Raw genomic sequence first — 17902 nt, 5'->3', positions numbered from 1 at the left:
AAACTTAAACTTCCATTATCTCTTTTGCTTTTAAATCAAAAATCTCATCTATTTTTTTTATATAAAAATTAGTATCTCGTTGAATATCATCTAAAATTCGTCGTAAATCATCCTCAGTAATCTGAGAATCTTTTTCTTGCTTTTTTGCTTTATTATTTAATTCATGCCTTATATTTCTAGTTGCAATTTTATGATCTTCAGCTATTTTCTTTGCTTGTTTTACTATTTCTTTCCGTCTCTCGATAGTCAATACAGGCACCTTAATCCTAAGTACTGATCCATCACTTGAAGGATTCATTGAGAGATCTGAATTGAGTATAGCCTGTTCTATTTTAGATAACAAACTTCTATCCCAAGGCTGAATGACAATAAGCCTTGCCTCAGGAACACTAATATTAGCAACCCTAGTTAAAGGAGTTTTTTCTCCATAATAATCAACAAATACTTTATCAAAAAGAGCGCTATTTACTCTACCGGTTCTTAAAGACTTATATTCACTCTCAAGAGATAAAACAACCCTTCCCATCTTTTCATCTAATAAAGCTTTATATTCCTCCATTCAAACCTCCTTAAAAAATCAAAAGAATCACAAATTATTATCCAACACTTAAGTACTTAAATTCCACCACCTCTATTTTACTTAAAATCAACTTAGAAATCTCTTCTATTTTTTCTTTAACAGTAAGTTTATCATCCTTTACAAACCCTTGTTCTAAGAGGGCAATTTCTCCTAAATGTTTTTTAAGTTTTCCCGATATTATCCCTTTAACTACATTCTCAGGTTTTCCACTAGATTCCATTTGTCTCATAAAAATTTCTTCCTGTTCTTTAATATAATTAAGACAAATATCATTAACACTTAAATAAAGAGGAGAAAAAGCTGCCACATGCAAAGCTAAATCCATTGCAAAATTATTTAATTTTTCATCTTGCATTTTTAAAACATCATCTATTTTAAATTTAACAAATACACCTATCTTAGACTGATCTCCATGAAGATAATTTTTCACAAGCTCATTAGATGCAATATTAGAAATATAGATTTTACTTACATAAATATTTTCTTTAATTGTGGCTGCCAAATTTTTAATTTCAAGTTCTTGATGCTCATCAAGAACATCTCTACCACTCTCGACTAATTGTTTTATCAAAGAATTTCCAAAAGCCACAAAATCACTATTCATAGCAACAAAATCTGTCTCGCATGCAATAAGTAAAAGACCCACTCTTTCTGTATTAACATAAGAAAAAACTCGACCTTCCTTAGCATCTCTACCACTTCTCTTATCAGCAGATACAATACCCATCTCCTTAAGCTTTTTTTTAGCTAATTCAAAATCACCACCAGCAATACTTAATGCCTTTTTACAATCACCAAATCCAGCACCAGTTGCATCTCTGAGTCTTTTTACTTCTTGAGGACTAATACTCATATTACTCTCCTTATATACATTTTATGATTCTTTCCTTTCATTCTTAACTTCAATTTCGCTCATTAAATCTTCTTCATTCAAATTTTCAACTATTTGAATGCCAACCTCTTTATCACTCTCTAAAATAGCATCAGATATTATCTTAGTAAATAAAGCAACAGAACGAATTGCATCATCATTTCCAGGAATCGGACAATCAATTACATCTGGATTACAATTAGTATCAACAACCGCAATTATAGGAATGCCAAGTTTCCTAGCTTCATTAATAACGATCTGTTCCCTCTTAGGATCAATTATAAAAATAGCACCAGGAAGATCCTCCATATCCTTAATACCTGTCAAATTTTTAGCTAATTTTAACTTTTCACGATTAATTTGAGAAACTTCCTTTTTGCTAATCATTTCAAAAGTTCCATCAACTTCCATTTTTTCCAATTTTTTTAATTTTTGAACTGATTTCTTAATAGTATTAAAATTTGAAAGCATCCCACCAAGCCATCTATTATTAACATAGGGCATCTCACTCCTTTTGGCTTCCTGTTCAATTATCTCACTTGCCTGTTTTTTAGTACCAACAAATAAAACTTTCTTACCATTCTTTATAACACTCTGAACAAGTTCATAAGAATCTTTAATTCCTTGTAGAGTTTTTTGTAAATCTAAAATATGTATTTCATTTCTTTCTGAAAAGATAAATCTTTTCATTCTTGGATCAAGCCTTTTTACCTGATGACCAAAATGAACTCCAGCCTCCAAAAGACTTTTCATAGTAATTACTGCCAAAATAACCTCCCAAATCCCTCGCTATTACTCACTACTTATATAGCGGAAATTACATTTTCTTTAATAAGAATATCATAAAACAATCCAATTGGTAAGCCTACGATGTTTGAATAATTACCATTAATATATTCAATCAATATATCTGCAACACCATTTTTAAGACTTATACCTCCAGACTTATCTTTCCAATATCCAAGAGAAATATAATGATAAACGATATCAGGAGTTAATTCTCTAAATTTAATAAATGAAACTTCACAAGCTTTCACTATTTTTTCTTTTACTGGAATAAAAATACATAAACTCGTTTCAACCTCAACAAGCTTATTACTATATTCCATTATTTTAACAAAAACTTCCTTTTCATCTTGTATTTTGCCAATATAAATAGAATCATTTTTTACTAAAGTATCAACAGTAATTAAACATTTATCTTTTCCATATTTTTCAATGGCATTAGTAAGCTTAATAAGCGATATCTTTTTTGTAATTTCCATCTCACCAGATTTGATGATCAAATCTTCATCAATATCAACACTAAGAGAAACAAAATTAAGCTTTAAAGCATTTAAAAATTCAATTCTAGCAAGGGAATTTGATACAAGTGCAATTTCAAAATTCTCTTTATAAATCATTCTTACTCCTCTCAGAAAATCTTAATAAAGATACCAAAACTACTGAACCAATAATTGGAAACAAATAAAATAAAATATCTATCTGTCTATCATAATAACCGGAATAAAAAAGAGGAATAAAAAATAAAAATAAAACACTTCCCAAAAAACTTATAAAATAAATAAGTAAAAACTTAAATCGCAGTATACCAAAAAAAACAACAAAAAAACTTACTATAAAAGAAATAATAATATTAGTTAAAATTAAATGAAAAAAAAATGCTAACATACCTTACCTTCAACTAATTTGACAATTCAAAACTGTTTAAAGTCCCTAAATTAACAATAACACTATATAAATCACCTTCAATAGCATTACCTGCTGCCATAACAAAAATCACTAAATTATACTTGGGAGAAACATCTCTTGTAAAAAAGCTATCACTAATATGTTTAAGATCAAATGGTCTATCTTTACTATCTGATACTTTAGATTTCTTCAAAACATCAAAAAATTCAGTATAAAAACCATCAACAACATAAGATCTGTACATATTCCTAATCTCTCTAAGAATAGGAGATGAAGAATCATTACCCTTCCTTATAGTAATAAACGCTGAACCAGGAATACTTTTTCTTAAATTTTCAAAATTTAGTTCAATATATAAAGGAAATTTACCTTGAATCCAACTTTTATCCAATTTTAAGGTAGGACTTCCTGAAAAACGATCTCTATCTAAATTTATTTTATAAAACCCTCTCACATTAAATGCACTAACATTATTAAAAACACTCTTTAATGCATCAAAATCTCTCTGAACACTTCTTGCAAAACCACTAAAATTATGATTTGCACCTTCTGGATAAAATTTATAATATATATCAAAACCTCTAACCTTAGCATTACTACTCTTATCAAAATACCCATAAGGTAATTTAAAAGCCAAAATATCCCTAGAAGCTCTACTATCAACTACAGAAGGAGAATCAACTAAAACGATATCTTCAATTCCACAACCAAATATAAAAAAAAATACACTTAAAAATATAATATAACTAAATCCTCCTTGCACATTTAAATAAAAAACCAAATCAAATTATTTAAGCTGAAAAAGCTTATTTTTAGCAATATTAATATACAAGTTATCTTCATAAGAAAAACTAGCAATTTTCTCATATATATCAATAGCCAATTTTTTATCTTGTAATTCAAGTAATATTGCCTTTCCAAGCAAAGCCCTAATTTTCATAAAATCTAATTTAGTTTGATTAATCACATTATCATACATTAACAAAGCATGTTCTACTTGTCCTATTTTTTCATAAATCACAGCCTTATTAATATAAGCTAATTCTCGCTCAATCCATTTCGAAGCAATAACAATATCTAAATCTTTAAGAGCTTCTTCATACAAACCTTTACTCTGAGAATAAGTAGACTTTGCAAGATAAAACCGTGAAAGAAATTCATAAGTAATATCATCTATACTGTTTAAAGCCTTTTCTATTTTAGATTCTAAATCTTTCCTTTCTTCAGTATTTTTTGATTTCAAATAAAGACTTAAATCTCGCTCAAGATTTTCTACTATTTCTCCTCCTTCCTTGACATAATTTATATCCGTAAAATCATAAAAATAAATAATAATTCCTACAAAAATAATAACTGCAAGAATACCGATAAAAAATTTATTTTTAAGCATCAGAATCCCTCTTTAAAAGATTTGCAAATGGCTTATAAGATTCCTCATCATCTTCCTTAAATAGATAAGAAGAAATTTCTTCACTTGATTTTTGTTCCTTATATGCCTTATAAGAAAGCAAAACCAATTTATTCTTAAAGTCAATATTGGTAATTATAACCTTAATTTTATCCCCAACATTTAACTTTTCAAAAGTCTCCAAACTAGACTCTTTTGTATCTCCAAGTTGAATTTTACTAATAAATCCCATAATTTTACCATAAACTCTTACTTGAACCCCCTTCGATTTCTTTTCCATAATTTCAACTTCAAGAACATCACCTTTTTTATAACTCTTAGAAAAATCATCCCAAGGATTTTCTTCTAATTGTTTAATCCCCAACTTAATATTTTGTCTTTTTGCATCAAATTCTATAACTTTACCACTAATAGAACTACCAATCTCAAAATATTTCTCAGGACTAACTTCTTCAACCCAAGAGATATCAAATTTACTAATATATGCATCTATGCCCTCTTCTATATTTACAAAAGCACCAGTTTTGGTAATATTTTTAACAACACCCTGAACAACCTTCCCAACACCATATCTATCAGCCAAATTATTCCAAGGATTCTCATTGACTTGTTTAATACCTAAAGAAATTTTTTGATTTTCTTTATCTATCTCTAAAATCTTAACCTCTACAATTTGTCCAACCTTTACTAACTCCTGAGGACTTTTTATGGATCTGACCCAAGAAAAATTACTAATATGAAGAAATCCTGATATTGCACTATCAAGTTCAACAACAGCACCAAAAGGTAATATTTTAACAATCTTTCCCTTTACAATACTCTCAACCTTATATTTAGATTCAACAGAATCCCAAGGATTTACCTTTAAAGCCTTAAGGGATAATTCCATTTTGCCTGTATTTGCACTCAGCTTAATAATCTTCAATCTTAATTTATCGTCAACATGAATAAAATCCTCAACATTCTCAACACGATTAAATGCAATATTCCTTTTATGCAAAACTCCTAAAACAAGATTCTTAATCTTTATAATAGCACCATAATCTGTAATCTTCTCAACAATACCATCAACTATATCCCCTTCACTATAAGAACTAACAAGCTCTTTTCGCTTCAAAAATTCTCGCTCTCTCTCTAAAGTCCGCCTATCAAGAATAAGCCTAAGACCATCAGATTTATCTGCCTGAATAACATAAAATTCAACTATAGAACCTCTTTTTAATTTTTCATCTCTCAATTGAGAACTTAAATAAAATGGCATAAACCCAGTAATATTATCATTAATCTGAACTTTATATCCACTTGAAAGTTCAACTAAAATTTTGCCTTTAAGTACTTTTTTATTTGCAATATATTCATCAATTTTATCTTGCAAATTAAGAGAATCAAGTTTCGATACACTAAGAACCAAACCTAATTCTCCTCCTACTTTTGTCACTATTGCATCAAGTTTATCGCCAACATTTGGAATGGTCTCAAATTCATCAATTTTAATAAAACCTTCAGACTTATAACCAATATCTACAAGTACATAATCTTTCATAATATTTATAACAATACCAGAAACACTACTACCCAGTTCTACCTTCTCAAGAACCTTTAGATAATTTTCTTGTAAATCTTCTTGATTTTCCATTCTCACCTCTCTATCACTTTTTTTTCAAATTAAACGTCTTTATGATAATATCACATACATCATCTAAACTTTTATAGCTTGTATCAATATAAAAAACCTCTTTACCCAACTTCAATTTACCATACTCTTTATTTTGATCAATTGCATCTCGTTTCTCAAGTGCCTGCTCCAGTTCAATTAAAGCCATATCATCATCCCTTTGATTATACCGTCTTAAAGTTCGCACTTCAACAGAAGCATCAAGATATATTTTAATCTTAGCTTCTGGAAATACTACAGTAGTAATATCTCTACCCTCTATTATATAATCATCACCTTGAATTTTAACTATTTCTCTTAATTTTTTATTCACAATCTCCCTAATATTTACATAAGAAGAATAAAGAGAAACCTGAAAATCTATTTTTTCAGTTAAAATATGACTTATAACATCAACACCATTTAAAAGAAAAGCATTATCATTATATTTAATATCATTTTGAGATATTAGCTCCACAAGCTTACTCTCATTAAGCAAATCATATTCATTTAAAGTAAATCTTTGAGCAATTAAAGTTATTATTCTATACAAATAACCAGAACTAATAAATTTAAAACCCAATTTCATACTCAATGCTTTTGAAACAGAACTTTTCCCTGAAGCTGAAGGTCCATCAATTGCTATTATCACATCAATGCCTCCAAAAACTGAGTCTTTAATTTATTAATTTTAGCTAAAGACAAAACCTTAATTTGTCCTTCTTTCAAATTATTCAATGTAATATTACCTATTCTAACTCTATGCACTTTTTTTAAAAAAATATTTTTACTTAAAAAAACTTTACGTATCTCTCTATTTTTACCTTCTGTTAAAATTAACTTGGCCGTATTATTACCAAGCATAACGTAAGATTTTAACTTAAAAAGCTCATTACCAACTTTTATTCCATTCTTAAAATTAACAAGCAAATCTTCGCTAACAACCCTCTTTGACTCAATAATATATTCCTTTTCTATCTCACTCTTTGGATGCACAATACTATTTGCAAACTGACCATCATTAGTAAAGAGCAAAAGACCAGAACTTTTAAAATCAAGCCTACCAATTGAAAATAAACGTTCTTTAAATAAAGGCTGCACTAAAGATATTGCTAATTTTCTTCCCCTTGGATCAAAATTTGAACAAAGGTAATTTATAGGTTTATGAAGAGCAATATAAATTTTATTTACAACCTTGGCATCTTGAAAAACAAATACTTGTTTTCCATACTCCACCCTATCACCTAAGAAAACTTTATCTCCAAGTTTAGCAAAAATGCCATTTACTTTAATAAGATTTTTTTTTATAAGCTCTTCGCAAAACCTCCTAGAACCTATACCTTTTTCTGCTAAAAAAACATGTACTCTAAGCCCTTTGCTGTTTATATTCGTCAATACCTCTTCCCTTGATTACAATTAATTCATTATTTATATAAACTAAATCTATAACATTTGACATTTTATATTCAAGAACGATTAAAAAATAACAAAATCTCTCCAAAAAGTAAAATTGATCATCTAAATTCAATAAAAGTTCAAATCTACACTTATCCTCTTTAGCCAAAAGTGACATAATTTTAGTTTTTTTATCTGCAATCTTAGCATCATAAGTACCTAAGACAATATTAAACCTAAACCTATCAGATAAAATATCATTTCGTTCTTTACTTACCCTCATTGTCCTATCTTTACTCTTAATTTCATTAATATTAGCAATATAATTTTTAGCATCATCTATATTTTTTAAAAAGACAACATTTTCCTTTAAAAAAGAAGATTTAGATATATCTAAACATACTTCATCTTTTTTTCGAACAAACTTTTTAGACATCACATATTTATCACTAAATTTCATCAATTTATTCACTATTTCTCTTTCAACAAATTTTCGATCTTTTAACTTAACTGGATAGAGTATTTGAGTTTTCAAATAAAGCAAACTAGTTATAAAAGAATAAAATTTAATTAATTCTCTAATATCCATTTCAATATTTTCAGAAAACACCAAAAAATCTTCTATTATTTTATTTAAATTAAAAGTTTTAAGAATTTCCCTTTTATTTCTTATATAATCAAAAAAGATTCCTATTTCTCCTTTAAAATCATTACAAACAATCAAATAATTATCTAAACTCATAATTTCTTCTTATTTTATTCTTTATTTTCCTCATTCTTAGAAATATCAACCGTAAGAGAATCTTGACTAGGATTTTCAAATATTATTTTTCTAAGTTTATTTTCAAGTTCATTTGCAAGGGCTTTTTCCTTAAAAAGATAATCAATAACATTTTCCCTACCTTGTCCTAAGTTATCATCTCCTATAGCATACCAAGAACCTGATTTTTGCACCAAATTATATTTAATAGCAGCATCTAATATACTAGCCTCACGCGAAATACCTTTTCCAAAATAAACTATAAGTTCTGCTTTACGAAAAGGAGGCGCCACTTTATTTTTAACAACTTTAACTCTTATCTTGTTACCAATAACATTATCTGAAGAACTGCCTATAACTTGCTCAACTTTTCTAACTTCAAGACGAAGAGAAGAATAAAATTTCAAAGCATTTCCTCCAGTAGTAGTCTCTGGACTACCAAAGACTAAACCAATTTTCATTCTTATTTGATTAATAAACATAATACAAGTATTAGATTTTGAAAGTATGGCTGTAATTTTCCGTAAAGCCTTACTCATAAGTCTTGCTTGAAGCCCAATTTGAGTATCACCCATCTCGCCATCAATTTCTGCTTGTGGTGTCAAAGCCGCAACAGAATCAACAACAATTAAATCAACTCCACCACTCCTAATTAAATATTCAGCAATATCAAGGGCTTGTTCTCCTGTATCAGGTTGACTAAGCCAAAGTTCATTAATATTAACACCCAAGGCCTTTGCATAAACAGGATCAAGAGCATGTTCAGCATCAATAAAAGCTGCAATCCCACCTGTCTTTTGAATCTCAGCAATTGCTTGAAGAGTTAGAGTAGTCTTACCAGAAGACTCAGGACCAAAAATTTCTACTACTCTGCCTCTTGGATACCCACCAATACCAATTGCCTCATCAAGCAAAATAGAACCACTAGGTATGCTCTCTAAATATTTACCTACAGGAGATTCTCCCATTTTAATAAGACTTCCTTTTCCAAAATCCTTCTCTATTTGCACTCTAGCAAGTTCAATGGCTTTTTCTTTGTTCAATTTATTTTTTAAAGAATCATCCATTGGATCTTTTAATTTTGACATCTTATCTCTCTCAATTAATTTTGGCAGGCTCTATTTTCTTAACATAATATTGAAAATGAGTATTATTTATAACAAAATCAAGATTATCACCTTCTTTAGAATCTAACAAATTTTCCCCAAAAGGTGATTTATAAGATATAATACCTTCATCAGGATTTGATTCCCAAGGACCAAATATTAAATAAGACTCCTCTCGTTCTGTATCTTTATTAATCATAGTAACTTTTGTTCCAAATCCAACAACAGAACTTTGAAGTTCTTTAATATCAATAACCTTAGCAACATCTATCTCAGACATAAGAGTATTTAATCTCTTTGTTAAAAACTGTTGTCTCTCTTTTGCAGAATGATATTCTGCATTTTCTTTTAAATCACCAAGTTCACGTGCCTTACCAATTTCTTTCGAATTTTCTGGTATTTCTACATCTTTTAAATATTGCAATTCTTTTTGCTTTTTGCTAAGAGAACTTAAAATGGTTAAAAACCCTATCTCAACCTTATCTCCTGAAACTTGCATCTTCTCGTCTTCAAATTCAATATTACCAAATACAGTTCTTATTGCAGTTTTAATATGTATTAGATCTTTTGGCGGAAAATCTCTTATGTAAAAACAAGTCATATATATCCTCTTAGCAAGTTCCTCATCCATAACCTTACTTAAAACAATACTAAGATATTTATCTTTAATTAAAAGATTACTTACCATCTTATAAATTCGCTTATTAGCAACAGAATTATTTTTATTATTAATTTTAATAACACTATCTGTTAAAATCTTAATCAAATTTACCAATAACTCTGCATCAGAATAATCCAAATTAAGAGAATAAGAAGTATAATGTTTTAAAATCCAAATATAAGCATCTTTATACATCTTATAATTCTTTGTAACATAATTAAAAAGATGTTCTATTTCTTTTATATCTTCTTTATAAAGAGAATCAATCAATTTTTTATTCACATAACAAGGAAAAAGCTGCTTATAATAAGCAACCCAATCAACCAATTCTTCTTTAATCAAAGATATCAATTCCTTTTTAATATCTGCATTCAAAATAGCCTCAAAAAGATCAACTATACTCTTAGAATATTCCTTTAAGAGAACTTCTAAATTAATATCTCTTTCAATATTAATTTTTAAAGCAATCTTATCATCAAAATTTTTTAAAGATTTAAGTATCACATAAGAACTTATAACATAATGATCAACTTTTGCAAAATTATTAACATAAATCAAAAAATAATTCAGCATTTCTTCTTCAATATGTGAATCTTTTACAACACCACCAGCAGTATAATAATGCATAAAAATTTCATATCTTTTATAAAAATCTTTTTCTACCTTAAATTTATCATAAATTTTTTCATTGAAATTAGAAGCTCGCTCATTGTATATATAACAGTCAGCTTTCCCAGATGCCATAACAAAATGAGGATTATCTTTTAAAATTTGTTTGGCTTTAACACTCCACAAATTCCAGGCACTCTGCGTCATTAAACTTGGGACAAGTTCTCTTTTAATCCCTTTAAGATCAATAGATTTATAACTTTTAATAATCACTTTTAACGCCCATTCAATATCTCTCTTTAGATGCTCAACAAGCTCTTCTTTAGGTTTAATAGCCTTTAAAACTCTAATATCTTCCCTCTCAAGAGGAGATAAAGCAGATATAGCCATATCAAAACTAATAAAATGTCCACGTTTAGATACAAAATCAACTAAAATACCCTGATCATTTACATCTTTAACTATTCCTACAAACCAAGTCTGATGATAAACGAAATTGCCCTTAGCAAAAAACAAATATTTCTCAAAATCAGAATAAACATCAACAAAGTTTTTGTCTAAATTCTCAATATCAGACTTTTCAAGATACTCTTCTATATTATTAACATCCTTATACTTTTCCCTTAAAAAAATCACTAAATTTTCTCTTGCTTTCTGATTTTTATTATCAAGTTTCAAAATTCCTTTTAAAATTTCTATTGTCTCATCGATATTGCCACTTACAGAATAATGTTCATATAAATCTTCGTAAAGAACCACTACCTTTTTAAAACCAAGTTCTTTTTCAACTTTCTGAAGGATTAACAAAAAGGAATCAAAATCATCAGAGACATATCTTATTAACTTAGACCATATTTCTCTAATACCTGACATTTGTTTTTTATCTATAAAACGATAAATAGCCTTTCTAAAAAAATATATCGATTTTTGCAAATCAACATTCTCATAATGAGTAGCAAGTTGTCTTACAAAAACAGTATCATCAACATCAGCTTCAACAATACGCATCCAAATATTTGGCAACTTATCATTTTCATTATTTTGTGCATATATCTTTGCAAGTGTATAGAGTGCATGCTTATTCTCAGAAGTTAAAAGCATTTTGTGACATATATGCTCAACAAGAGACCACTTTAAGTTCTGAGAAAACAAATCTACAACTGTAAGCAAACTCATATCATTAAGTGGCCTTCTACTATATATAAGCATTCCTGAAATATAAAGACCAGCAATACTCTTCTTGATATCTTTTAAATGCTTGCCACAAATATCCAAAGCTTCTTCTGTTAAATTTTCAGAAATTATATTATCTATTAACTCATCCAATTCCTTTATCTTAGCAAGAGAATAATTGTTAACAACTATTCTTGTCCATTTATCCTCTTGCAAGATATTATCTAATCTTTCTATAGTAATATTAGACATTCAACTCTCCTAATATCAATTTTATTAAAACCAATCTAATTGACATATTGCTGATATATTCCTATATCTATTTCTTTAATATACGACAAAATTTCATCGATCCTAACACGATCTTCTTTTATCCTTACATAATGATCAATAAGCCAAAAATATTTATTAATAAGCCTTGGAAGCAATATGCTCTCATTTATTGATCTATAAGACTTTTCTTTAAGTTCATTACGCAAACTATAAACAGATTGCTTTAAATGACCAAGCTCAATAGGCCTCAATTCTCTTTTTATATTAAAAACACCATTAAGTGCACCATAAACAGGTATCCATTCTTTAATAAGAGTATCAGAAATATTTCTATCACTCTTAATAGCTTCTATTAGCTTAAGTATCATTTCAGATTCAAGTGCATCTACATCGATCTTTTGAGGATTAATAAAAAAAGCCTCTCTAAACAATACCTTGGCCTCTTTAATCTCATCAATAAGAGCATAAGAATCAGCAAGCTCAGCAACCACATCTGCATTATCCTTTGCATCTCCCAATATTTGTAAAAAAACAGCTATAGCTCTCTCATAATTACCCATTCCTTTATAAGACTTAGCAATCTTTATTAAAATGTCTAGATTTTCTGGTTGTAACCTATATATATTTTTATATATATCCAAACACAACTGAAATATAAAATACTTAATTGAGTTACGCCCTTGAATAAAATCAAAACTCATTTTTTTTAAATATCTTCTAGCAAAATTATTCCATTCCCTTGTTAAAAATTCGGCCTTCTCATAATCTTTATCTATTCTATCAAGACTTTCAATTTGACCATTCCAATATACAGAACTCTTTAAAGCCGTCAAAATTTCAACATTGTCAAAATCAAGAGAATGCGCTTCTTCTGATTTCATCAAAGCTGTTTTAAAATCACCTTTTTTGAAACTTAAATAAATATCTTTGATTAATTCCGCGATTTTTTCTGATGACACATTCCTACCACTTTACAATATGTATAAATCCCAAACGACTTACATAATTATAACATTAATAAATTTTTAGTCAAACTAACACCATTTAAAACAAAACAACAATATTATTTTATTTATCATTTTTTTAAGATAATATTTATATATAAAAATACTAAAAATAATATCATGAGGGTAAGTGCAACTTTATGGAAACAGCACCTAAAAAACTTATTAACAAGTCTATTAATTATTATAACTCTCATAAATACGCAGATGTAATAAAACTTATAGAAAAGGAAATCTTTTTCTATAAAGATTACTATATTTATCATTATATTTTAGGAATGTCTTATCTTAGAATGGGAAATTTAGGAAATGCTCAAATATATCTAAAAAAAGCTTATACTTTAAATCCAACAGAACCAGACGTCAAACAATCAATAGCAATACTATTAGCAGCTCAAGGTAAAGAAGACAAAGCTATACAAATATGGCTTAAAATGATAGAAGACAATCAAGAAATAAAACGTTCAGAATTATCATTAGAAATTATCAGAAAACATCCTATTCAAGGAACATTATTTCTTACCAAAAACAAAATATATGATAAATTATTTCCAAAAATTACAGTAGAAAAAGGAGAGAATTTTTATAAATTAATAAAAATAGCACTACCAATAGTTGGTATTTCATTTTTGCTAATAGCAATATTTTCATTTACAAATTTCAAAGAAAATATTAAATTAATAATAAATAATTCTCAAACAAACACAAAAAAAACTATTAATAATGTAGCAACATATATTGATGACATAAAAATAAATGACAAAGAAAAAATAAAAAATTATGAAGGACAATTTGTATTCATACTAACTGAAACTGAAATTAAAAATTCATTTCAAAAAATAAAAAGCCATTTAAAAAACGGTAAAGACAATTTTGCAAGGATCGAAATAAATAAAATATTAAACTCAAATGCATCAGAATCAATAAAACTTAAAGCCAAAAATCTTGCAAGTTTTATATCAAGTCCAGATTTTATCACATTTGACGATTTTTTAATTTTAAAAGAAATTAAAAAAAATCCACTAATTTATGCAGATGTATATGTTAAATGGGAAGGAATTATCAATAATATTGAAAAACAAAATAACATAACCTACTTTGATTTTTATGTAGGATACAATAAAGATGTACTTGAGGGAATAATAACAACAAAAACAAATTTTGACATTGAAATTAATTTCAAAGACTGTGTTGAAATATTAGGACAAATCAAATATGAATACAAGACAAACACATTGCTCTTAAATGCAATCACAATTCGCAAAATAAAAAAAGAAAAAAGCTAAATCTGATTTAAAAAAGTTATAAAATTTAACCACCTTTAATTAAAAAGGTGTGCATAAAAACTTATCATTACCCTTAATAAACTTAATAGCCTCATCAAAAGACAATAACAATTCTTCCTTTTTTGTTAAATCTCTAACCTTTAACTTACCTTCTTGATATTCTTCCTGACCCACAAAAATTAAAAATCTTATAGCCTTAGCAAGAGCATACTCTATTTGAATCTTAATATTTTTACCATCTTTACTCTTAGGATATACCTCGCAAGCAATATTATTTATCTTAGAATAATCATGTCTTCTAAATTTATCTGCAAGTTTATAATAATAATCTTGCAAAGTATCGTCTATATTAACAATTAATACTCTAGAACTGGCTTTCACCACAAACAACTTAATGTAATTAAATTTATCAATTTCAATTATATCTTGAATCCTATCAATACCAAAAGATCCTCCAACCCCTGAAACTTTTTGCAGAGAACCAGCAAATAAAGACAATAAATTATCATATCTCCCACCACTACAAATACTTCCCATATTAACACCTAACATTTCAGCCTCAAATACAAGTCCGGTATAATAATCAAGTCCACGCACTATCTTTAAATTAAAATTAAAAGCATCTTGAATTCCCAATGCATTTAGATGTACAAAAATATCTTCGATTCTCTTAATAGCATCATTATCTCCTAAAATACTTCTTAAAGCCTTTACTTTATTACTAAAAGTTCCATCTAAATTTACAAATTCTAATACGAAATCAACATGCTCTTCACTTAACTCTAAAAGCAAATTTTCTCGTACAGCCTCAATTCCTATTTTGTCTAATTTGTCTATATTCCTTAAAATAAAAATGGATTTATCCTTTAATCCCAATTTTTCAATATAAGAATTTAATATTCCAATATGAGAAAAGTGAATAACAAATTTTATATTAATACCTTCTATAAAATTTAAAAAAATTTCTTCAAGTCCACAATAAACAATAGATAAAATCTCAGCATCACTACGAAAAGTATCCTCACCTAATATATCAAAATCAAATTGCATGAACTCCCTATACCTGCCCTTTTGAGTATTCTCACCTCTAAATACCTTACCTATTTGAGACCTTCTGAAAGGAAATTTAATCTTAGATTTATTAGTAGCCATAAATCTTGCAAAAGGAACGGTCAAGTCAAAACGCATGGAAACATCCCTATCTCCATTATCCTTAAATCTATAAATTTGCTTTTCTACTTCATTCCCACCCTTTTTTAAAAGAAATTCAGAATACTCAAGAATAGGAGTATCTATTAAATCAAAATTATAAGAAACCAGAACACTATATATTTGTTTTATAATATGAGTACGAATTAATGCTTCTTTTGGTAAATAATCTCTAAAACCTTTTAAAGTTCTAACATCCACTATATTTTAACCTCTACTAATTTCAAATTTAATCTTTTCATAATATAATATTACAAATATGAGAAAAAATTAATCAAAATTAATAATAAAATTCTTAAGTATTATAATATTTATTCAAAAATAAGGAGCATCTAAATAATTGATGAATAAAAATTTTGCTAGTAGCTTAAGATTAAACATCATATTGATAATTTTTCTCATAATAACACTGTTAACAATCTATCAATATTTCATACTAATGTTTTCAAAAGATATGCAACATTTCCCTCAAAAAATAAATCATATATCAAGAAGGGGTAACATCTATGATAGAAATGGTAAAATAATAGCTTTCTCTTCAAAATCATATTCAGTAGGAACAGATCCAAGAAAAATAAAAAATATTGTAAACACATCAGAAACTCTTGGTGCAATATTAAAAATTGATCCTCAAACAATAAAACAAAAACTGTCATCCAAAAAAGGATTTCTGTATATAAAACGACAAATAACAAAAGAAGAATCAGAACTAATCAAAAGAATTCAATCAGAAGGAAGACTAAAAGATATCATACTGTATCCAGATTATAAAAGAATTTATCCATTTAAAGAATTGACAAGCAATATTACAGGATTTGTAGGTATTGATAATATTGGACTTACAGGTATTGAATTTTCTCTAAACTCCATATTAAACGAAGATTTTACAAAACAACAATCTATCAATGAAAAACCAAGCACAAACAATATTTACCTAACAATAGACATAGATCTTCAAAAAAATATAAATCAAATAGCCAAAAAATATTTCAAAGAAAATAAACCTGAAAATATGATTACAATAGTAATGGATGCTAAGAATGGAGAAATTTTATCAATGCTTCAATTTCCACAATATGATGCCAATTATTATTCACAATATTCTAAAGAGATATGGAACAACTTTTCAACATCACTAACCTATGAACCTGGAAGTATTAATAAAATATTTACAGTAGCTATTCTATTAGACAGTGGACTATTAAAACCAAACGAAAAATTCTTAGATAACGGTATATATCAAAAAAAATTCAAATCAGGAGAAATAATTATAATTAAAACATTAAATCCTCCTTACGATTATATTGACCTTAGTGGAATTTTACTTTATTCATCTAATGTAGGAATAGCTCATATCACAGACAAAATCAATAATGAATATTTCTATAACAAACTAATAGATTTTGGTTTTGGTGAAAGAGTTGGATTCCCTTTCCCCGGAGAAACAAAAGGCATCTTAAATCATCATTCAAAATGGTCAGGACGAAGCAAAGCCACAATTGGGTTTGGGCAAGAAATAGGGGTTTCTGCCATTCAAATATTACAAGCTGCTAGTGTATTGAGTAACAAAGGAATCATGTTAAAACCAAAAATCATAAAAAAAATAAGCAATGAAATGCAAGATACAATTCAAGAATTTTCTAAAGAAGAAATTAAAAAAGTAATATCTGAACACACAGCAAAAGAAGTTTTAAAATTGATGAGAGAAGTCGTAAACAAAGGAGGCATACCAAAACTTAAGACAAAAAACCTAAGCATCTCAGCCAAAAGCGGAACTTCTCAAGTAATAGATCAAAATACAGGTAAATATTCAGATGAAGATTATACATCTTCAATACTCGTAATATATCCTACAGAGGATCCAAAATATATTATTTATGTCGTATATAGATACCCTAAAAAAATCATATATGGAACAAGAATCGCTGCACCAATGGCTAGAGAAATAATAAATTTAATTGAACAGAAAAACAATAAAGAAGAATACAATAAAATTAAAATTTCTTCAAAAATCAGTATACCAAAACCTATAATCAAACATAACATAAAAGAAACTTTGCCAAACCTAAAGGGACTCTCTAAAAGAGACTTAATGAAAATTTTAAAAGACTATATAAATATAAAAATACATATTAAAGGAAATGGCTTTGTATATAAACAGTCTCATTCACCTAACACAAAATTAAAAGACATCAAAGAACTTGAAATAATATTACAATAA

At 27.6% G+C, this 17902-nt stretch carries 16 protein-coding genes and 1 pseudogene; 2 read left to right on the top strand and 15 right to left on the bottom strand.

The annotated features are described in order from the left end of the window. Positions 1-4: 4 nt before the first annotated feature. From frr to U880_RS0108765, 14 genes and pseudogenes are all read right to left on the bottom strand, one after another. Positions 5-559: a ribosome recycling factor gene (gene frr, locus U880_RS0108830; RefSeq protein ID WP_024655664.1), complete on the bottom strand. Its 555-nt coding sequence runs from the start codon at positions 557-559 to the stop codon at positions 5-7. A 37-nt stretch (positions 560-596) separates the two neighbouring features. After that, the gene (tsf, locus tag U880_RS0108825) at positions 597-1433 is read right to left on the bottom strand and encodes a translation elongation factor Ts (RefSeq protein ID WP_024655663.1); all 837 of its coding nucleotides are present in this window, start codon (positions 1431-1433) and stop codon (positions 597-599) included. Positions 1434-1454: 21 nt separating this feature from the next. After that, a complete protein-coding gene (gene rpsB / locus U880_RS0108820) occupies positions 1455-2219 on the bottom strand; it encodes a 30S ribosomal protein S2 (protein ID WP_024655662.1) in 765 nt (254 codons plus the stop codon). Positions 2220-2254: 35 nt separating this feature from the next. Continuing rightward, positions 2255-2854: a Maf family protein gene (locus U880_RS0108815; RefSeq protein WP_024655661.1), complete on the bottom strand. Its 600-nt coding sequence runs from the start codon at positions 2852-2854 to the stop codon at positions 2255-2257. Next, entirely contained in the window at positions 2844-3122 is a 279-nt protein-coding gene (locus tag U880_RS11980; protein ID WP_024655660.1) for a hypothetical protein, read from the bottom strand. The genes U880_RS0108815 and U880_RS11980 overlap by 11 nt, the downstream gene beginning before the upstream one ends. A gap of 13 nt (positions 3123-3135) precedes the next feature. Next, a complete protein-coding gene (locus U880_RS0108805) occupies positions 3136-3834 on the bottom strand; it encodes a hypothetical protein (protein WP_084543280.1) in 699 nt (232 codons plus the stop codon). A 96-nt stretch (positions 3835-3930) separates the two neighbouring features. After that, positions 3931-4533 carry a tetratricopeptide repeat protein gene (locus U880_RS0108800; RefSeq protein WP_024655658.1) on the bottom strand — a complete coding sequence of 201 codons (603 nt, stop codon included), beginning with the start codon at positions 4531-4533 and terminating at the stop codon, positions 3931-3933. After that, complete coding sequence (locus U880_RS0108795) at positions 4526-6187, bottom strand: 30S ribosomal protein S1 (RefSeq protein ID WP_024655657.1); 1662 nt, start codon at positions 6185-6187, stop codon at positions 4526-4528. Before U880_RS0108795 ends, U880_RS0108800 begins: the two co-directional genes overlap by 8 nt. A gap of 13 nt (positions 6188-6200) precedes the next feature. Beyond that, the gene (cmk, locus tag U880_RS0108790) at positions 6201-6854 is read right to left on the bottom strand and encodes a (d)CMP kinase (protein WP_235048062.1); all 654 of its coding nucleotides are present in this window, start codon (positions 6852-6854) and stop codon (positions 6201-6203) included. Beyond that, positions 6841-7591, bottom strand: a pseudogene (locus tag U880_RS0108785) (pseudouridine synthase). Before U880_RS0108785 ends, cmk begins: the two are co-directional and overlap by 14 nt. Then, the gene (locus U880_RS0108780; protein WP_235048056.1) at positions 7572-8342 is read right to left on the bottom strand and encodes a hypothetical protein; all 771 of its coding nucleotides are present in this window, start codon (positions 8340-8342) and stop codon (positions 7572-7574) included. The pseudogene U880_RS0108785 and the gene U880_RS0108780 overlap by 20 nt, the downstream one beginning before the upstream one ends. A 14-nt stretch (positions 8343-8356) precedes the next feature. Beyond that, positions 8357-9448: a recombinase RecA gene (gene recA / locus U880_RS0108775; protein WP_024655653.1), complete on the bottom strand. Its 1092-nt coding sequence runs from the start codon at positions 9446-9448 to the stop codon at positions 8357-8359. Positions 9449-9458: 10 nt separating this feature from the next. Beyond that, entirely contained in the window at positions 9459-12161 is a 2703-nt protein-coding gene (gene greA / locus U880_RS0108770; protein ID WP_024655652.1) for a transcription elongation factor GreA, read from the bottom strand. 35 nt (positions 12162-12196) lie between these two features. After that, positions 12197-13141: a tetratricopeptide repeat protein gene (locus U880_RS0108765; protein ID WP_024655651.1), complete on the bottom strand. Its 945-nt coding sequence runs from the start codon at positions 13139-13141 to the stop codon at positions 12197-12199. Positions 13142-13326: 185 nt separating this feature from the next. On the opposite strand from U880_RS0108765, the gene U880_RS0108760 reads away from it, so the two are divergent. After that, on the top strand, positions 13327-14472 hold the full coding sequence (locus tag U880_RS0108760) for a tetratricopeptide repeat protein (RefSeq protein ID WP_024655650.1): 1146 nt from the start codon (positions 13327-13329) through the stop codon (positions 14470-14472). 39 nt (positions 14473-14511) lie between these two features. On the opposite strand, the gene hisS is transcribed toward U880_RS0108760, so the two are convergent. Then, positions 14512-15882 carry a histidine--tRNA ligase gene (gene hisS / locus U880_RS0108755; protein ID WP_024655649.1) on the bottom strand — a complete coding sequence of 457 codons (1371 nt, stop codon included), beginning with the start codon at positions 15880-15882 and terminating at the stop codon, positions 14512-14514. A 142-nt stretch (positions 15883-16024) separates the two neighbouring features. On the opposite strand from hisS, the gene U880_RS0108750 reads away from it, so the two are divergent. Further along, positions 16025-17902: a penicillin-binding protein gene (locus tag U880_RS0108750; RefSeq protein ID WP_038359712.1), complete on the top strand. Its 1878-nt coding sequence runs from the start codon at positions 16025-16027 to the stop codon at positions 17900-17902.

Source organism: Borrelia hispanica CRI, assembly GCF_000500065.1.
Taxonomy (GTDB): domain Bacteria; phylum Spirochaetota; class Spirochaetia; order Borreliales; family Borreliaceae; genus Borrelia; species Borrelia hispanica.
The sequence above is the reverse complement of the archived record's forward strand: the minus strand, read 5'-3'. Positions and strand labels throughout refer to the sequence as shown.

Excerpts from the sequence above, each read along its gene's own strand:
- frr (WP_024655664.1), bottom strand. The coding sequence starts at position 559 with ATGGAGGAATATAAAGCTTTATTAGATGAAAAGATGGGAAGGGTTGTT.
- tsf (WP_024655663.1), bottom strand. The coding sequence starts at position 1,433 with ATGAGTATTAGTCCTCAAGAAGTAAAAAGACTCAGAGATGCAACTGGT.
- U880_RS0108815 (WP_024655661.1), bottom strand. The coding sequence starts at position 2,854 with ATGATTTATAAAGAGAATTTTGAAATTGCACTTGTATCAAATTCCCTT.
- U880_RS11980 (WP_024655660.1), bottom strand. The coding sequence starts at position 3,122 with ATGTTAGCATTTTTTTTTCATTTAATTTTAACTAATATTATTATTTCT.
- U880_RS0108800 (WP_024655658.1), bottom strand. The coding sequence starts at position 4,533 with ATGCTTAAAAATAAATTTTTTATCGGTATTCTTGCAGTTATTATTTTT.
- U880_RS0108795 (WP_024655657.1), bottom strand. The coding sequence starts at position 6,187 with ATGGAAAATCAAGAAGATTTACAAGAAAATTATCTAAAGGTTCTTGAG.
- U880_RS0108780 (WP_235048056.1), bottom strand. The coding sequence starts at position 8,342 with ATGAGTTTAGATAATTATTTGATTGTTTGTAATGATTTTAAAGGAGAA.
- recA (WP_024655653.1), bottom strand. The coding sequence starts at position 9,448 with ATGTCAAAATTAAAAGATCCAATGGATGATTCTTTAAAAAATAAATTG.
- greA (WP_024655652.1), bottom strand. The coding sequence starts at position 12,161 with ATGTCTAATATTACTATAGAAAGATTAGATAATATCTTGCAAGAGGAT.
- U880_RS0108760 (WP_024655650.1), top strand. The coding sequence starts at position 13,327 with ATGGAAACAGCACCTAAAAAACTTATTAACAAGTCTATTAATTATTAT.
- U880_RS0108750 (WP_038359712.1), top strand. The coding sequence starts at position 16,025 with ATGAATAAAAATTTTGCTAGTAGCTTAAGATTAAACATCATATTGATA.